The 16,092-nt window shown below is 49.4% G+C and carries 17 protein-coding genes and 1 tRNA gene; 12 read left to right on the top strand and 6 right to left on the bottom strand.

Annotated features, from left to right (window positions below; all coding sequences use genetic code 11):
- Positions 1-88: 88 nt before the first annotated feature.
- The 3 genes from J7I43_RS01290 to J7I43_RS01280 all read left to right on the top strand — a co-directional run bounded on the left by J7I43_RS01290 (position 89) and on the right by J7I43_RS01280 (position 3,114).
- On the top strand, positions 89-1,096 hold the full coding sequence (locus J7I43_RS01290) for a right-handed parallel beta-helix repeat-containing protein (RefSeq protein ID WP_209142448.1): 1,008 nt from the start codon (positions 89-91) through the stop codon (positions 1,094-1,096).
- A gap of 320 nt (positions 1,097-1,416) precedes the next feature.
- On the top strand, positions 1,417-1,596 hold the full coding sequence (locus J7I43_RS01285; RefSeq protein WP_209142446.1) for a hypothetical protein: 180 nt from the start codon (positions 1,417-1,419) through the stop codon (positions 1,594-1,596).
- A 147-nt stretch (positions 1,597-1,743) separates the two neighbouring features.
- Positions 1,744-3,114: a hypothetical protein gene (locus tag J7I43_RS01280; RefSeq protein WP_209142444.1), complete on the top strand. Its 1,371-nt coding sequence runs from the start codon at positions 1,744-1,746 to the stop codon at positions 3,112-3,114.
- Between the two features lie 82 nt (positions 3,115-3,196).
- Here J7I43_RS01280 and J7I43_RS01275 read toward each other — a convergent pair whose 3' ends face one another.
- Positions 3,197-4,534, bottom strand: a complete 1,338-nt coding sequence (locus J7I43_RS01275; RefSeq protein ID WP_209142442.1) for a B12-binding domain-containing radical SAM protein — start codon at positions 4,532-4,534, stop codon at positions 3,197-3,199.
- A gap of 252 nt (positions 4,535-4,786) precedes the next feature.
- On the opposite strand from J7I43_RS01275, the gene J7I43_RS01270 reads away from it, so the two are divergent.
- From J7I43_RS01270 to J7I43_RS01260, 3 genes are all read left to right on the top strand, one after another.
- On the top strand, positions 4,787-5,941 hold the full coding sequence (locus J7I43_RS01270; protein ID WP_209142440.1) for a serine hydrolase domain-containing protein: 1,155 nt from the start codon (positions 4,787-4,789) through the stop codon (positions 5,939-5,941).
- Positions 5,942-6,062: 121 nt separating this feature from the next.
- Complete coding sequence (locus J7I43_RS01265; RefSeq protein WP_209142438.1) at positions 6,063-6,473, top strand: hypothetical protein; 411 nt, start codon at positions 6,063-6,065, stop codon at positions 6,471-6,473.
- A complete protein-coding gene (locus J7I43_RS01260; RefSeq protein WP_236023273.1) occupies positions 6,470-6,676 on the top strand; it encodes a helix-turn-helix transcriptional regulator in 207 nt (68 codons plus the stop codon). The genes J7I43_RS01265 and J7I43_RS01260 overlap by 4 nt, the downstream gene beginning before the upstream one ends.
- Before the next feature lie 5 nt (positions 6,677-6,681).
- Here J7I43_RS01260 and J7I43_RS01255 read toward each other — a convergent pair whose 3' ends face one another.
- Both J7I43_RS01255 and J7I43_RS01250 read right to left on the bottom strand, forming a co-directional pair.
- Complete coding sequence (locus J7I43_RS01255) at positions 6,682-7,302, bottom strand: class I SAM-dependent methyltransferase (RefSeq protein WP_209142436.1); 621 nt, start codon at positions 7,300-7,302, stop codon at positions 6,682-6,684.
- A gap of 39 nt (positions 7,303-7,341) precedes the next feature.
- Positions 7,342-7,818 (bottom strand): DinB family protein, encoded by a 477-nt coding sequence (locus tag J7I43_RS01250; protein WP_209142434.1) that lies wholly within the window; start codon positions 7,816-7,818, stop codon positions 7,342-7,344.
- A gap of 156 nt (positions 7,819-7,974) precedes the next feature.
- Here J7I43_RS01250 and J7I43_RS24905 point away from each other — a divergent pair, with 156 nt between their 5' ends.
- The 4 genes from J7I43_RS24905 (at position 7,975) to J7I43_RS01230 (ending at position 11,832) form a co-directional block, all read left to right on the top strand.
- Positions 7,975-9,789: a glycoside hydrolase domain-containing protein gene (locus J7I43_RS24905; protein WP_209142432.1), complete on the top strand. Its 1,815-nt coding sequence runs from the start codon at positions 7,975-7,977 to the stop codon at positions 9,787-9,789.
- An 18-nt stretch (positions 9,790-9,807) separates the two neighbouring features.
- On the top strand, positions 9,808-10,710 hold the full coding sequence (gene rhuM, locus J7I43_RS01240) for a virulence protein RhuM/Fic/DOC family protein (RefSeq protein WP_209142430.1): 903 nt from the start codon (positions 9,808-9,810) through the stop codon (positions 10,708-10,710).
- A gap of 39 nt (positions 10,711-10,749) precedes the next feature.
- Positions 10,750-10,977, top strand: coding sequence for a GNAT family N-acetyltransferase (locus J7I43_RS01235; RefSeq protein ID WP_209142428.1), 228 nt, complete (start codon positions 10,750-10,752; stop codon positions 10,975-10,977).
- Positions 10,978-11,202: 225 nt separating this feature from the next.
- Complete coding sequence (locus tag J7I43_RS01230; RefSeq protein ID WP_209142426.1) at positions 11,203-11,832, top strand: hypothetical protein; 630 nt, start codon at positions 11,203-11,205, stop codon at positions 11,830-11,832.
- Positions 11,833-11,937: 105 nt separating this feature from the next.
- On the opposite strand, the gene J7I43_RS01225 is transcribed toward J7I43_RS01230, so the two are convergent.
- Positions 11,938-12,011: transfer RNA gene (locus J7I43_RS01225), tRNA-Met, on the bottom strand.
- A gap of 123 nt (positions 12,012-12,134) precedes the next feature.
- Positions 12,135-12,605, bottom strand: a complete 471-nt coding sequence (locus J7I43_RS01220) for a group II truncated hemoglobin (protein WP_209142424.1) — start codon at positions 12,603-12,605, stop codon at positions 12,135-12,137.
- 149 nt (positions 12,606-12,754) lie between these two features.
- Between J7I43_RS01220 and J7I43_RS01215 the strand changes: the two genes are divergently transcribed.
- Positions 12,755-13,147 carry a BlaI/MecI/CopY family transcriptional regulator gene (locus tag J7I43_RS01215; RefSeq protein ID WP_209142422.1) on the top strand — a complete coding sequence of 131 codons (393 nt, stop codon included), beginning with the start codon at positions 12,755-12,757 and terminating at the stop codon, positions 13,145-13,147.
- Positions 13,148-13,158: 11 nt separating this feature from the next.
- Positions 13,159-15,108, top strand: coding sequence for a M56 family metallopeptidase (locus J7I43_RS01210; RefSeq protein ID WP_209142420.1), 1,950 nt, complete (start codon positions 13,159-13,161; stop codon positions 15,106-15,108).
- A gap of 114 nt (positions 15,109-15,222) precedes the next feature.
- On the opposite strand, the gene J7I43_RS01205 is transcribed toward J7I43_RS01210, so the two are convergent.
- On the bottom strand, positions 15,223-16,008 hold the full coding sequence (locus tag J7I43_RS01205) for an NIPSNAP family protein (RefSeq protein WP_209142418.1): 786 nt from the start codon (positions 16,006-16,008) through the stop codon (positions 15,223-15,225).
- Positions 16,009-16,092: the final 84 nt, after the last annotated feature.

The following is a 16,092-nucleotide window of genomic DNA, read 5'->3' as shown; positions in this document are numbered from 1 at the left end:
CCGGGAGGGCGCCCCGTTGTTTTTATCCATCATTCATCACTAAAATCAATTTCTTATGAACCGGAAAATGTATGTAAACCTCCCCGTTATGTTAAAAGGCACGATTTTTACCTTTGCCACGGCCGCGCTGATCTTTCTCATCGGCTGTTACAAAATGGAGCCGTCCCCGCCGTCTGAAGAAACATCCATGCTGAGCAACACACAGCTGCTGCTGCCCGAAATATATGTGAACGACGTTGGGGCAAGCGGTACCGATGCGATCAACGATACCTGGGCCTTCCAGAAAGCGATCGATTCGATGGCAGGCCTTGGCGGCGGCATCGTGCGGGTGCGCACCGGCAACTATTACATCGATGCGGACACGTCCATCAGGATGAAGAACAACGTGGTGCTGTACATGTACGATACCACGCGCCGGCTGATCGTACGCCCCACTTCCTCCACGCGTTATCACGCCATCCTCGTTGAGTTCGTAGACAACGTCAGCATCTTCGGCGGCAAAATCGTCGGCGACCGCGACATTCACACCGGCACCACGGGCGAATGGGGCATGGGCATCGCGATATACGGCAGCACGAACGTGAAGGTCAACCGCACATCCATCGCCAATTGCTGGGGCGACGGCATCGTGGTTGGCGCGCGCAAAAATAACGGCGTCACCACCGTTAGCCGCGACGTAACGATCTTGCGGGCCATCAGCAGCAACAACCGCCGCCAGGCGCTCACCATCGGCGGCGTGAACGGGCTGGAGGTAGACAGCTGCGTGTTCACCTACACCGCCGGCACCGCTCCGCAGGACGGTATCGACATCGAGCCGGACAGCGATACCGCGCAAAACGTTTACATCAGGAATTGCGAGATCGCGCACAACATCGGGAATGGGGTGGAGATGAACGCCAAACCTTCCACCAGCGCCAAAATCAGGAACATTTTCGTAACGAACAATTATATACACCACAACGCGTACAGCGCTTACGTGCTGCATGTGCAGAACTCCACGATCAACAACAACCGCTTCTCCGCAAACCGCGTCCGCAACCAGATCTACGCGCTGGATACTACCAACTGCGTATTTGTTCCGAATACAATTAACTGATCTCTTAAAAAAATGTGATCCGAAAAGGGCTGTTCGTTCAGAGCAGCCCTTTTTCATGTGAAGCGTATCCTGTTCATGGCGGAAAGGAGTGTGAAATACCGTTTGACAATCAAAAATATTATTTTAACTTTGAAATACAAAGTACTTTCCAATACTCATTAAGGCGTTTATGAGCCATCTGCGCCGCTTTTATCTTCCCAACCGTTCTGCTGGCAAAACGGCGCGAATCCCTGGACAACTCTCCTACCCGTTTCACGGCAAGCACTTCCGGGATCGGGAACGACGGCGGCCTTTTCGTCGATTTCAAGGAAAACGGGCGTTTGGTCGCTACCCGCAGCGACCATTGGCTGGTTACCTGTTATTGGGGGAAATATTCCCGGGAAAACGACGTTATTGAAATAGACATCCCTTTCGACTTCGAGCTGGGTAAAAAACCAATTTTGACCGATACTTCGCTGGTATTTCCCGGCGAAATCCCCTTCCAGGCCCACAAACGATAATTAGGCATTATAGTTGTTATATTTCTAATAACAGGCCCTGCAGGGTGTAAAAGATACCCGTTAAATTTTTAACATTTCCACAATAGATTCAAGTGTAAACTTTTCTCGTCATTAGTCGTCTAATAATTGTAAACAACAGCGTATCGTATGAGAATATTACATTCATTGCCTGCCGTTCTGTTCAGCATTTTGCTGACCACCGGCGTGAAGGCGCAGGACGAAACGGGTTTGCCTGGAGACAACTTCAGCCTCGAAGGCGCGCTGGAGATGTTCAAAAAGGCCGGAAATCCCGAGGAATTTGAGAAAATGCTGAATACGAAGAAGAATGGCATCAATAACCTCGATCTGAACAACGACGGAAATATCGATTATATCCGCGTAGTCAATAAAAAAGATGGAGACGTACAGCTCTTCGTATTACAGTCATTAGTGTCGGCTTCCGAAAGCCAGGACATTGCCGTGATTGAACTGGAAAAAACCGGTGATCAGTCCGCAGTGGTCCAGATCGTGGGCGACGAGGATATCTACGGCGTATCAAAGATCGTAGAGCCTTCCCGCGAAGAAGAAACCGCCTATTTTGAAGGCGAAACGTATTCGCTTTCAGACCGCCCGGCGCACGGGCCCAACGCCACTGTGGAAGCCTCCGGGCTGGTGGTGAACGTGTGGTTCTGGCCGTTTGTGCGTTATGTATACGCGCCGCATTACACCGTATGGGTGTCTCCCTGGAGATGGTATCATTACCCCGTTTGGTGGGACCCCTGGGAGCCGCTGGCATGGCACGTTTACCAGCCGATCTGCTACCGTTACCGCCCTCACTACGTAGTGGTGCATACGCACCGCGTGATGCGCGCACCGCGTATCTACCGCCCTATGCGCGTGTCTTCCCCCTACGTATATAACAGGAACCGCGTAGTGGTGAATAACTACCGAACAAACTACAACCGAAGTATGCCCCGCCGTACGGACAACGGCGTGGTGAACAGGAACGACAGAAGCGTACGCCCGCGCCAGTTCGACCGCGCTACCAGCGAGAACAAAACCACGCCGCGCACGTTCGACCGCAATTCCAATGTGAACAGGCCTACAGCTCCCGGCCGTGCCGACCGTACGCCCGATGTGAACAGAAGCACACCGTCTCGCCGGTACGACCGTACACCGGATGCAAACAGGCCCACAGCACCCGGCCGTGCCGACCGTACGCCCGATGTGAACAGAAGCACACCGTCTCGCCGGTTCGACCGTAATACGGCCAGGCCGCAGATCAACGCCCCCAATCGTAATTACGACCGCAGCAGCGCACCTTCTGCCGCACCGCAGCGCCAGTACAACCGCCGTGAAATAAACCGCAGCCCGAGCCCTGCCCAACGTTCTGCAGACAGGCCGCAACGCCAGTTCAACCGCAGTTCGGCCCCGGGCTCAAGGCCGCAGGGCGGACAGATCAATCGCGGCAGCAGCGGCTCACGTTCGTCCGGGGCACCGCAACGGACGGTCCAGCGGTCGCCAAGAGGAAGGTCATAGTTGAATTTAGATATCAGTGTTAAATGGGAACGCACCTATGGGTGTTGTTCCCATTTTTTTGCGGAAGCAGCTTACATGCGTTTCAGCCGTGTTTTTGCAGTCGCGGCGCAAGCGGCAGCTGGTACTGTTTTCTTTTCGTCATGTCGATGGGATAATTTTTCATCGTTCTTTTGAAACAATAAAACCCGTTCATAAAAAGCGACAGGTAAAACGCGCCGGGTCTCAGCTTAAAAAAACTTCTCACGATCCTTTTGAAGGATTTGGAAAAGGAAAAAGCGTCTTTCCACAACGTTCTGTGCGCCTGAAGCAATTCGTCGGGCGAAAGATTATTCGGCACGAAAGCCACATTGTAACCGTTGTAGAAGCTCCAGTCCCGGTCTTTCAGTATTCTCCCCTGGCTTTCGAACGTTTTATGAATGGGCGTTCCTTTGAAAGGCGTCATGATGCTCAGGAAGGGCACATCTACGCCGATATCCATCAGGCGGTCTGCCATTTCTTCGATGCTTTCCCGCGTATCGTGATCGAAGCCGGAGATAAAACCGGCCATCACGGCGATGCCTTTTTTATGAACGGCGGAAACGGCCTTTTTATAATGCTCTATTTTATTTTGTTTTTTGTTGGCATCGGCGAGCGAATCTTTGCCGAACGATTCTATGCCGAAGAATACGCCGATGCAGCCGGATTCTTTCATCAGCTGCAGCAGCTCTTCGTCCTTCGCAATGTCCATGCTCGCCTGGGTGAGCCACCACACGTTCAGTTCTTTTAACTTCAGCAGCAGTTCCCGGATATATTTCCGGTTGATGGTCAGGTTATCGTCCCAGAACCATACGACCTTTCTTTGCCACCAGTATTTGAAATCGTTATACGATGCGTCCCTGATCACATCATCCACGGGGCGCAGCCGGAAGCCGGGATTCAGGCTGGGAACGGTGCAGAAGGAACAGGAGAACGGGCATCCGCGGGTAGCCTGGATCACTTTTTTAATGAAGAATTTATCGGGCAGCAGATCGAACCGGGGCGTTGGAATATCTTTCAGGTCGGTAGGCTCGCCTTTGTAAACGGGCGACAATTTCCCGTTGGAATAATCATCCAGCAGCTGTTTCCAGACCGATTCCGCTTCTCCTGCTACGACCGCGTCGAAGTGCGTGAGCCCTTCTTCGATGTTGTAAGTAACATGCGGCCCGCCGGCGACGACGGTCTTCCCTCTTTTCCTGAACTCCTTCGCCAGCGAAAAGGCGGCCGGCGCAAAACCGCTGAAAAAAGAAATGGCGATGAGATCGGCGTCGCTGTCGGTATCCACGGGCTGCACCTGCTGATGGATCACCCGTACGTGATGCTCCCGGGGCGTTAACGCGGCGAGGTGAATGCCGGTGATGGGCGGCACAAAGTCTTTCTCATGGCCGAATTCATAGCGTTGCATATAAACAATAATGATGTCGATTTTCATACCGCTACATCACCGCTTTTCAGTCGTTAACCAGGTGACAATACAAATATATGATTTACTTTGTAATTCAAAGTACTTTTTAAATTAAAAATCGGGTGGCTGGTTTGAAAGTTTATGATAAAAATCCCCGCTTCGTTAACCCAATTCCCGTATTCATTAAACCGCCGGCCTGCCCTTTTCCCGCGCGCCGCATCTTTGCGTCATAAACCTCAAAACACTGTAAAAATGAAAACTGTACTCAAAAATTCGGGGCTTCTCCTGGTGCTTGCAGGTGCCCTGTTCACCGCTTGTGAAAAACCGGACGATTTTGTTAACAAAGGATTTGATGTTGACCTCTTCTCCAAAAATCTCAAAGCAAGCTCTGAAGGCCAAACCGTAGGTTACGGCTTCGCCATTGCGCAAAACGGAAAGATCGTGAAGTATGGCAGCGGCGGCCATGCCCGCAAAGCCATCGACGCGCCGGAAACAGATTACCTGATCACCACCCGGCAGGCGACCGGCAGCTGTACCAAGACCATTACGGCGCTGGCGGTGTTGAAGGCAATGGAAGATAAAAGCAGGAATGAAAATTCTTTTCTCTGGGAACTGTTGCCTCCTTCCTGGAACATTCCCGCGGTTAACCGGCAGATCAGGGTGTCTCACCTCCTGTCGCACAAATCGGGGCTGACCTACTTCGGCGACAGTTACGCCGCCCTCCGCCAAACCATGCAAACCCCAACCACCGGTTTTGGCGACGAACAAAAGTTCTATGCGTACAATAACGTCAACTTCCTTATGTGCCGCGTGTTGCTTCCCTGCGTCGTAAGCGGAACAGCGGCATTTGAAGGGCAGTCTGACGAGGCGGCAGACGAAGCCGTATCGCAGCTCTACCGCGCCTATGTGCGTGAGAAGATCTTCAAAACGGCCGGCTTGCCGGATTACAGCAAGATCAACATCGGCCCCTGGAACGATGCCGGCCCGATAACCCTTAAAAACCCGGACCGCCAGATGACCTTGTATTACAACTATTCCCTTCCCCAGCTGAACGGCATGATGAAATACACGACCTACCTCGAAAGCGGGGCAGGCGGCTGGTATATGAACGCCGCGGAAGTAGTGCAGGTGATGCTGACGGCGGAAGCCCACAAGATCGTGTCTTCCGGCATGCTGACGCGCATGAAGGAGAAGCTCATGGGCTTCGACAACATCGTGCCCGGCAAACATGGCAATTACTACTGGAAAAACGGCATCTGGGGCGACCCGCAGGTGCGTGGCATTTACACCGTGATCATGCATTTTCCGAACAACGTGCAGGTGGTATGGCACACCAATTCCCGCCAGACCAATATCGGCGACCCGGAAAACGTGATTGCGAAGGCATATGACGATGCGTGGAGATGATCGTTCAATTTTACCGGATACCTGAAAGGCCGATGCTGTTATAGCGTCGGCTTTTTGTTTTGAAATAAATTTGGTAAAATGTAAAGTATGAATTACATTTAGTAATGTTAAAATTACATTTATGAAGCAAAATCCTTTTCCCTATTCCCACTGGTTTAAAATATTGGGCGCGCTGGTGATTATTGCCGGCATTTTCAGTTTTTTCCAGCAGCATTATAAAAAAGGGGTGTATGATTTTAATGAACTAGCGGTAGGCATAAGTTGGGGATTTGTTTTTATTTTCTTTTCAAAAGAAAAAACGGACGATGAAATGATGCGGAGCCTCAAGTTCAAAGCCCTGTCCATAGCCGTGATCGTCTCATTTTCCCTTACCCATCTTTACAATTATCTTTTCCTGAACTGGCGTTTGGAGCGCGGTAAGGATATTATTCTTTCGATTTCAGCATACCAGTTTTTAGCTTTGACGCTGATAATTGCCACAGGCTACTTTTATTACCTGCGGCACCAGGCAACATCAATCGGAAAGGAATGAAAAATCTTATAAAAGTTGAGCGTGCGAGACAAAATCTGACACAAGCGGAGTTAGCGGAAAAAGTGAAAGTTGCCCGGCAGACGATCATAGCGATCGAGACGGGAAAGTTTTTGCCATCAACGATCCTGGCGTTTAAAATTGCCAAAATACTCCAATGCAGGCCGGATGAAATTTTTGAGCTGGAAGACCAGGATTGGTTGTAGGCCGGTTATCCTTTTTTGCATTTGATCAAAAACATTGGGTAGTTTTCGGTCACTTCCGCGATCTCAAATAACCCGGCCTGGTCAAATTCTTCATGGATGGATGTTTTATCGTAGAAATACATCTTAACCCCGCCGAACATTTCATAACGGTCTTTGCCGATCAACTCGCCTTTACCGTAAGTTTCCGCACTTTTCGAGATGGCTGTGAAAAACATGTAGCCGTTTTCCGTTAGCTGGTTGTAGCAGTCGCGGATCAGTTTTTGCCTTTCGTGACTGTCTAACAAATGGATCAGCGCGTAGCAGAATATTCCGTCGTATTGGTAATTGTCGAACGGCATGTCGGTTACCGAGCCGTGATGGATGACCATATCCGTGCCGTAATGTTTTTTTGCCATTTCGATCGCGGTTTCCGATATCTCGATCCCGGTTACAGTTATGCCGTTGTCCCTGAAAACCTGTGCGTTCCGGCCGTAGCCGATCCCGGGGATGAGTATATTTTTCACGGCTTTTCCAACAAAAAAATCCTTTGTCAATATTGCCGAATTGGACGGTCCGAAACCCCACATTTCCTGCTTTTCCTTGAAAGCGGCTTCCCAGAATTCCGGTTTCCCGGTTTCATTCTCCATATGCGCATTTTTAAAAAATTGCAACAAAGTTACAATTTTTTATTTCCAGGCGCCCATCAGTCTTCTCAGCACGATGATCTCCCCGGTATGATAGCTGGTATGATCGGCTATCAGCATGGCTTCTCTCAGGAGGTTCTGTCCGCTCCCATGTGCGAAAGGCGTGAAGAGGTCGGCCCCTGGCGCTTCCAGCAGTCCGATAAAAGTTTTGCGGTCGTTCGTGATCTGCGTTATGCTTTCCTTCCATGCCGCCGCGTTTTCGGGGGCCTGTTCCTTTGGCCAGTAACCTTCCGGCCATTGGGGGGATTCGTAACCGGGATCGCGGGAAAATTCCAGGATATCGAGCTGCGTAATGCGGATGTGCTCTACCAGTTGCCATATGCTGTAAGGCATGCCTTCGGGCACCTGACCCTGCAGTTTGGCCGGCAGGTCTTTTACAGCCTGTTCGAAGGTAGCATGGGCGTGACCGCCGTTCAGCAGTTCTTTCAGATTGTTGATGAGGATCGAAACTTCTTTCATGATGCGTGTTTTCAGGATAAAATTACAACGGGCCGCCGGACCGTGATCGTCCTTTTTTGTTAACTTTAAGTATATTCCATCCGTACAACAATCAAGATCAAACTTCGTTCAGATCCCGCACACGACACAACTGGTAACGATTAAAAATAAGGAATCGTGAAAAAAACAATTGCAGTTATTCTTTGTTTCCTTCAATTTGACGAAGCGGTGGTAGCACAGGACCATCGCGGTTTGATAGATTCATCGTTGTTGCCTGTACAGCAGGCGCATTATTTGCCTGAATATACATTTGACAAACCCGTGAACAACCAGGCATGGCAAACGCAGAAAAGCGGGCTGCATGCGGGATTCGGCTCTTCCGGCAAATCGTATTTCAGAACAGAAGTCCCGTTGCAAACTGAGCAAAACGTATGGGAAACAACGGGTTGGAAAGGAGAAAGGCTGAACGCGCAGATACTGGTTTGGTCGCCCGACAGCCTGCAACAGGTACGGCTCACCGTTTCCGATCTGAACAATGCGGCGGGCAAGGTTATCGGCAGCAGTAATATCCGTTTGCAGCTTGTAAGGTATGTGATCTCGAATTATCCCTATGGCGCCGCTGATGCCGTTTGCGGTCAAACGCCGTATAAGAACGGGTACCTGATGCCGGACAGGCTCGAAACATTGGACCGTTTTGATCTGCCCGGCAAAACAACGCGGCCGGTATGGGTTTCATTGGATGTGCCTGCTTCCGCGGAAACAGGTATCTATTCCGGCATCATCACCGTTACCACCGGCAGCAGCAGTATTTCGTTACAGGTAAAAATAAAAGTGCAGGGCCAGGTATTGCCTTCGCCACGCGACTGGAGCTACCGGCTGGACCTGTGGCAGAACCCATGGGTGGTGGCATGGAAAAATCACCTCGTTCCCTGGTCGGCGGAACACAAGGTTTTATTAAAACAACATTTGAAATTGTATGCCGATGCCGGTGGGAAATACATCACCACGTATGCCGTTCATTCGCCCTGGGCGGACAATTCCTATATGATCGAAGGCGGTATGATTGAATGGATCAAACAAAAGAACGGCCGCTGGAAATTCGATTACAACATTTTTGACACCTATGTACAGCTTGCCATGGAGGCCGGCGTCGATCAGGCGATTACTATTTATACGCCTATTCCCTGGGGCAACCGGTTCCGTTATATGGACGAAGCTTCGGGTAATTATGTATATGCATCCTGGCCTCCGGAATCCGGGCAATTTATCGCCGGCTGGAATAGCTTTCTCACCGACCTGAAAATGCATCTTGAACAAAAAGGATGGTTTGAAAAAACTTATTTAGGCATCAATGAAAATGAAATGCGGCAAACGCTGGAAGCCATCAAAGTGATAAAAAAACATTCTCCTGCGTGGCGCATCACGTATGCGGGCGACTGGCACCAGGAGCTGGACACCTTGCTGGATGATTATTCCTTTTTGTACGGCAAAGAACCTAATGCGCAACAGCTGCAGCAGCGCAGGTCGCGCGGCGCGACTTCCACTTTTTATGTTTGCTGCAATCCTGCCAAACCGAACAATTTTGTATTCTCTCCGCCTATTGAAGGCCGGTGGATCAGTTGGTATTCTTTTGCATTCGGCTACCATGGCTTCTTACGATGGGCTTATGACGCCTGGCCCGAAGACCCTGTGCGGGATGCGCGTTTCGGTTCATGGCCTGCGGGGGATTGTTTTATGGTGTATCCCGGCGGCGGCAGCAGCATTCGTTTTGAAACCATGCGGGAAGGAATTGCCGATTTTGAGAAAATGCAGCTCCTGAAAAAACTGGCGGCTCAATCGGATGACAAACGTGCTCGAGATATGTGGCAGGCGTTTGAGCAACATCTGCGCGCGTTCACTATTGAACGGGATTTTAATGAAGAGAAGATCGGCGCTGATATTGATGAAGGGAAAGCGTTGATTGATCGGCTGACGGAGGCTTTGGGGGGATAGTGAAACTGGTGTTATCATTTGCAAGCTTTTAACGATTTGCGGATTGCTGAGGCGTTAATTTTATGGAATAAGAAAACAAAAATGGAAAATAATCAAATTATAATTTATCAGACGGCAGATGGTGAGATTTCGATAGATGTCCTTTTAGACAAGGAAACTGTTTGGCTCGATCAGCAAAATATCTCCGATCTTTTTCAAACGGATCGAACATCCATCACAAAACATATAAAAAATATTTATAAATCATCGGAATTATCTGAGGAGGCAACCTGTGCAAAAATTGCACAAGTTCAAAATGAGGGTAACAGACGGATTTCCCGTAAGATATCTCATTATAATCTGGATATGATTATATCTATTGGATACCGGGTAAATTCTATACGAGGTACACAATTTCGTATCTGGGCAAACAAAATTCTGAGAGACTATTTGATCAAAGGTTACTCCCTAAATGAAAAACGCCTGCAGGAAAAAAGCCAGCAATTTGAAGCACTCAAACAAACTGTCCGATTAATGGGCAATGTGATCGGTACGCAGCCGCTTTCTTCCGACGAAGCCAATGGACTGCTAAAAGTAATCACCGATTACACTTATGCACTAGATGTCCTGGATAAATACGACCACCGTAATCTGACAATTGAAGCCATCCATACAAAACAGGCTTTCATTGCCACATATGAAGAAGCGATGAAAGCCATTCGCGGTCTCAAAGAAAAATTTGGCGGCAGCAGCCTGTTCGGGAATGAAAAAGATGAATCGTTCCAGAGTTCCATTGCAACCATCTACCAATCCTTTGACGGGCGGGAGCTTTATCCCAGCGTTGAAGAAAAGGCAGCGAATTTCCTGTACTTCGTCGTAAAAAATCATTCCTTTTCGGATGGGAATAAGATGCCAGGGTTTTCCCAAACCCTTTGGGAATAACATAGTGCGATAGAGAGGCCCGTTACTTTACTTGGCAGATTGGCAGTTGATAAATCCTGTAAGGGTTTGGGGATTGGTGAAATGCTTTGCTATGATAATTCCCTGGTTGTAGGTTCTGTTGAAGTGGTTGTAGATCCGTTGGATGAAGACGCAAGGAATTTTTATAAGAAGTATGGTTTTATTACTTTACCGGATAGTGAAAAAATGTTTATATCAATGAGAACGATGGAAAGTTTATGGACGGACTGCGATAGCTACAGAAAATAGTAACTCTACTCTCAAGTAATACAAAAAAGCCTTTAGGGATTACCTGAAGGCTTTTTTATTCGTAGCGAGATCGGGCGGATTATCTAACCTTTTGATACAGGATTTGCCGGCCTTTTATTATCTAGGTTAATAACTCAATTGAAAACATATTGATTCCAGGAATGTGTTTAGCTACCTGCTAATTTGTATCTTCAATATATATTATTCAACCTCAAATCCCTTTTTATGCCTGATACAGAATTAGAACTACTTAAGTTCTCGCTGAATTTGATCCTCGCTACAGTAACACTTACGATTGGCTGGTTTGTGGGTCAACGTCTTACGCATCATTGGGCCATACGCCAAAAAAGGAAAGAACAGGAACTTTCCACTTTAGCCGATCTTTACAAACTATATGGTGAATTTTTTTCCATCTGGAAGTTATGGAATTTTCATCTGGAGGATACTCACAACCATATCCCCAACCAAGAGATAAGATGGGAGTTGTTAAAAAGAGCTTCTTCAGCGGAAGCAGGTGTTGAAGCAATCTTTGTACGATTTGCATCAGAAAAATCTTTGACTGAAGAGGAGATCAGTTGTCTTGGAAAATTTCGACAAGCTTATCAAAGTATGAGAGAATCAATTACCCACAACAAAAAACTTAACTGGTATAAATCAGACCATCTTGAATACAAGGCCTTCAAAGAAGGCGCTGTAAAAACAGCCTGTATACTAAACCATTCTGGTCTAAGTTATACCGTTCTTGAAAAAAGTATATTTTTCCGAAATTCTCACAAAGTTCCTACACCCAACGAAGCATGTATCGCGTTGCTTCAAATAACAGACAACAAGTGGGAACGTCAATGGAAGGAATGACATTTTGCCCGGCCGGATCAACCATCAGGAGCGAATTGTTGTACCTATGTTGTACCAATAGAAAAAGGCTTTCGGCAAAAACGCCTGAAAGCCTTATCTGTATTGTAGCGAGATCGGGAGTTGAACCCGAGACCTTTGGGTTATGAATCCAACGCTCTAACCACCTGAGCTACCTCGCCAAATTCCTTTCTGAACTTCCCGCGCAAAGCGATCATTTCAAAATCGGGAGTGCAAAGATACAGGCTAAACGGTTAAAATCAAAAGTTCCCGCAAAAAAGTTTTTATCCCGCCACTGCGGCGCGTTAGGGCTGGTAAGGACCGCCCGTTTCACCCCAGCCCCATTTGGGCATCGGTTCGTTTTCGTTGACAGGATTATCGTCTGTAGTGGAGTTCATAACGGCCAAACGGCTCCCCCATTCCAGGTATCCCACGAGGGCGGAACGAAACTCCGGGTCAGACGCCAGGCCGATCTCGTCCGCACTGTCCAGCAGCAGCGCGATCCAACGCCTGCGCTGCGGCTCCGTGAGCATCCTGCCCAGGTGATGCCGCACCATGCCGGCATGACTTCCCTCATCCTGCTGCGTATAGGTTTTCGGGCCGCCAAACACCTCGGCGATAAAATGCGCCACATGCCTGCTGTGATCCGGGCTCATATGCCTGAAAACAGGCTCCAGCAGCTCGTCCTGCAATACCTTGGCGTAAAAAAGCTCCGTCAGCCGCTCAAATACTTCGGCGCCACCCGCCCATTCATATAAAGTCGGTACTGTTTTCATACAAAGGCTAATTTAAGTTTTTTTTCAACCCTGAAAACAAATCCTTTTTATTTAATTATCAATCAGTTAGAATCTTTTTCATGCTACCTCCTTCCTTTTTTCCGGAAGGTAAAATTTTGTTCGTACGAATTTTTTCCTACCTTTAATTCATGAAGAAACAGAAACCGGAACAGAACCCTGAGCCGACCCGCTCCGAACTTGAAATCTTACAGGTTCTCTGGAAGCTGGGCCCCTCCACCGTCAGGACCGTGAACGACGTGCTGAACGAAGAAAAACGCGAAGTGCAGTATACCTCCACCCTCAAACTCATGCAGATCATGGTGGATAAAAAACTGCTCAACCGCGACGAAAGCCAGATGAAACATATTTACAGCCCCGCCGTGGAAGAACATTCCACCAAAGGCCACCTGCTCGACCGGTTTGTAGATACCATGTTCAACGGCTCCGCCAGCAGCCTCATGATGCAATTGCTCGGCAATAAAAACACTTCCAAAAAAGAGCTGGACGCCATCCGCGAACTGCTCCGGAAAATGGACAAATAAACCCTGCTGTTATGCTCATCAATGCATGGATTTCCGAAAACGTGCTCCAGGCCATCTGCCGCACTTTCCTGCACTCGCTCTGGCAGGGTATTTTCGCCGCATTGCTGGCGGGAATGATTTTGCTGCTCACCAAACGCTCCAGCGCCCGCCTGCGGTACAACCTGCTGGGCGCCGCGCTGCTGCTGTTTCTCGCCGGCACTGGGATTACCTTCTGGCTTGAAATGCAGTCCGCGCCAGAGCCCGTTCCCGCAGCGTTTATCGCCGCCGCGCCGGCCGCCGCTTACATTTTCGCACCGCAGCCAGACCTGCTCGCACGCTGCCTGCAGTTCATCGATGCGCATACCACGCAGATCATGATGGCCTGGGCCCTCATTTTCCTCCTGAAATGCGTCAGGATAAGCGCCGGCTTCTATCATATTTTCCGCATCCGCCGCTCTAATACCGTTCAACCTCCCGGGGAATGGACCGTGAAACTCCGCCAACTGGCCCTTTCCCTGGGCATCTGCACGCCCGTGTGCCTGCTCGAATGCGCCAAGGTACAAATGCCTTTCACTATCGGCTGGCTGAAACCCTGCATCTACCTGCCGGCGGGCCTGCTGGCGCAATTGCCGGCCGATCAGCTCGAAGCCATCCTGCTGCATGAGCTCGCCCACATCCGCCGCCGCGATTATCTCGTGAATATCCTGCAGCGTTTCACGGAAACGGTCTTTTTCTTTAATCCCGCATTGCTGTGGATCTCAGCGCTTATCCGCGAAGAACGCGAAGCCTGCTGCGACGATATCGCCGTAGCCCACACCCCTCGCCAATCCAGCTACCTGCAGGCACTCGTCGCTTTCGAGCACGCAGGGCTACAACAGCTGCAGCTGGGCATGAGCCTCGGCCGCAAAAGGTTTTACCTGCTCGACCGGGTAAAACGCATCCTCACCAACGAAAACAAAAAACTGACCATCATGGAAAAAGGCATTCTTTTGCTGGGGCTCGCCGGTATCACCGCATTCGGTTTTGTTCCGGCAGGCAATGAACAGCCGGTTGTTCAACAAGAACCACCCGCCCCCCGGGAAATCCGTGTAGAAGTCGTGAAAGACACGACCGTAAAACCTTTCAGGCTCGAAAAAGTAAAAAAGGTCAGCACGAAAGCGCTCAAGCTCAAGTTAAAATCCGATTCGGTCAAAGTATACAAGCTGAAAAAGAAAGACAGCGTGCACGTGATCTCCTTCCGCGACAGCGTGTACCAAACGTTGATGCGGCAACAAATGAAGAAGAGGGGGAAAGACAGTCAATATATAGCGAAGCTCTATTACAAAATCGCAACTGACACCACCCGTTTCAAAATGAAAGGCCAGGTACAATACGTAACGGCGGACAGTATTTACCGCGTGCAACCCTTCAACAAAAAGAAATTCCACGATTCGGCGTACATCATGGCCTACCGGAACGTGATGGAAAATAAAAAGATCAAAAAGCTCAATGCAGACAGCCTGCTGTTGTTATATAAACCGCAACGCACGGATAGCATTAATCGTAAGAAGCTTCTGTTCATCGTTGATCCCCTCCAAAAGAAAATTAAAGCGTTACCGGAACACAAACGGCTGAAAGCACCAAAAGCCTCTCCTGGCAACACTATGAAGCTGTCTCCCATTCCACAGATCGTTTTTTCCGCCCAAACGAACATGGTTTACCGGCAAGCGTCCGCGCCGCAGGTGATCCGTTTCGAAAGCGAGCCGGTGCTCTACCTCAACGAGCCAACCGAAGTGGAAGTATTGCCCATAACCGGTGAGCCGCAGAAAAAACCTAAACCCGCACCCGCCAAAATCAAAGCGGAACGCGAGGTGAAAAAAGAACCGGCGAAAATCAAATGGCATCCGCCGAAACATTATAAACCCACTTTCAGGGAAAAAGCAGCACAATCTTTACCGGAAGAATTGCAAAAGCGCTTGCTGCCGCCGGTTGCCGACTGCTGATAAATTTTTCTATTACTAGTCTCATCTTACAACAAAGGCTGCCTTGTCAGGGCAGCCTTTCATTTTATGCCGGCAGCCGCTTCATGGTATAGGTTTAATGAACCCTCAAGTTAATCAAATATCCGAATATTCAACCGGGCGCAGGAAATACTGCGTATTGCGGCTGACGTTGTTTTTATATTCTTCCATGGCGGACAATTTTTTCCATTCCGCATCGCCGCCAAAAGATTTCCAGTGCGCGTCGCGGTCGGCCCGGTCGTTGAAGGTGGTCATGTACATAAGGTTCGGCATGCTGCCGCCGGCGATCACCTGGCCGTAGAACACCGCGTTGAAGCCCAGCCTGCGGAACAGGCCGATCTCGTTGCCGTCGTTGAACATTTTTACTTTGTTCGCATGATATTTTTCGGTAGGGCTTTCGTAGCTGCGCAATTCATACACCCGATCGTTTTTCGGGCTGGTAAGTTTCGGCATGTCCATTACGGGATGATCGCGAAAAGCCTTGAGCAGTATGTTTTCCAGTCTTGCGTACGGCATGTCGTTATAAGCGGCGTTAATGTAGGATGCGCCAGCCTTGGCGTAAGCCTCGTCTTTGTCCAGCACGGAAGCCAGTTTTTCAAACTGCTCTAGCGAGCGGAAAGGAACGAGCACATAGATCTTCAGATCGGCCGTATCCTGCTGGATGGGCTTAAACACGCCCACTTTCGCAATGCCGGCGCGGTGCAGCGCAGGCAGGTATGCGGCGGAAAGAAAACTGTCTACGCGCGCGATCTGCCGCTCGGTCTTCAGGTGATAAATTTTGATCTGGTAAAATTCGCGGCCCGGGGGCGGCATATGGGCGGATGCGGCGGAAAACACGCCGGAAAGAAGGCAAATGAAAAGAACGAGTGTGGAATGTTTCATAAGAATGAGTTGTTTAACTGGCGCATAAATTACTGCCAATCGGCGAAAGTTGCAAATGCAGCGCGCCCGCAGCCAATTTTTCGT

Origin of the sequence: Chitinophaga chungangae, from assembly GCF_017742215.1 — a bacterium.
Taxonomy (GTDB): domain Bacteria; phylum Bacteroidota; class Bacteroidia; order Chitinophagales; family Chitinophagaceae; genus Chitinophaga; species Chitinophaga chungangae.
Note: the sequence above shows the minus strand (reverse complement) of the source record. Positions and strands in the feature narration are given on the sequence as shown.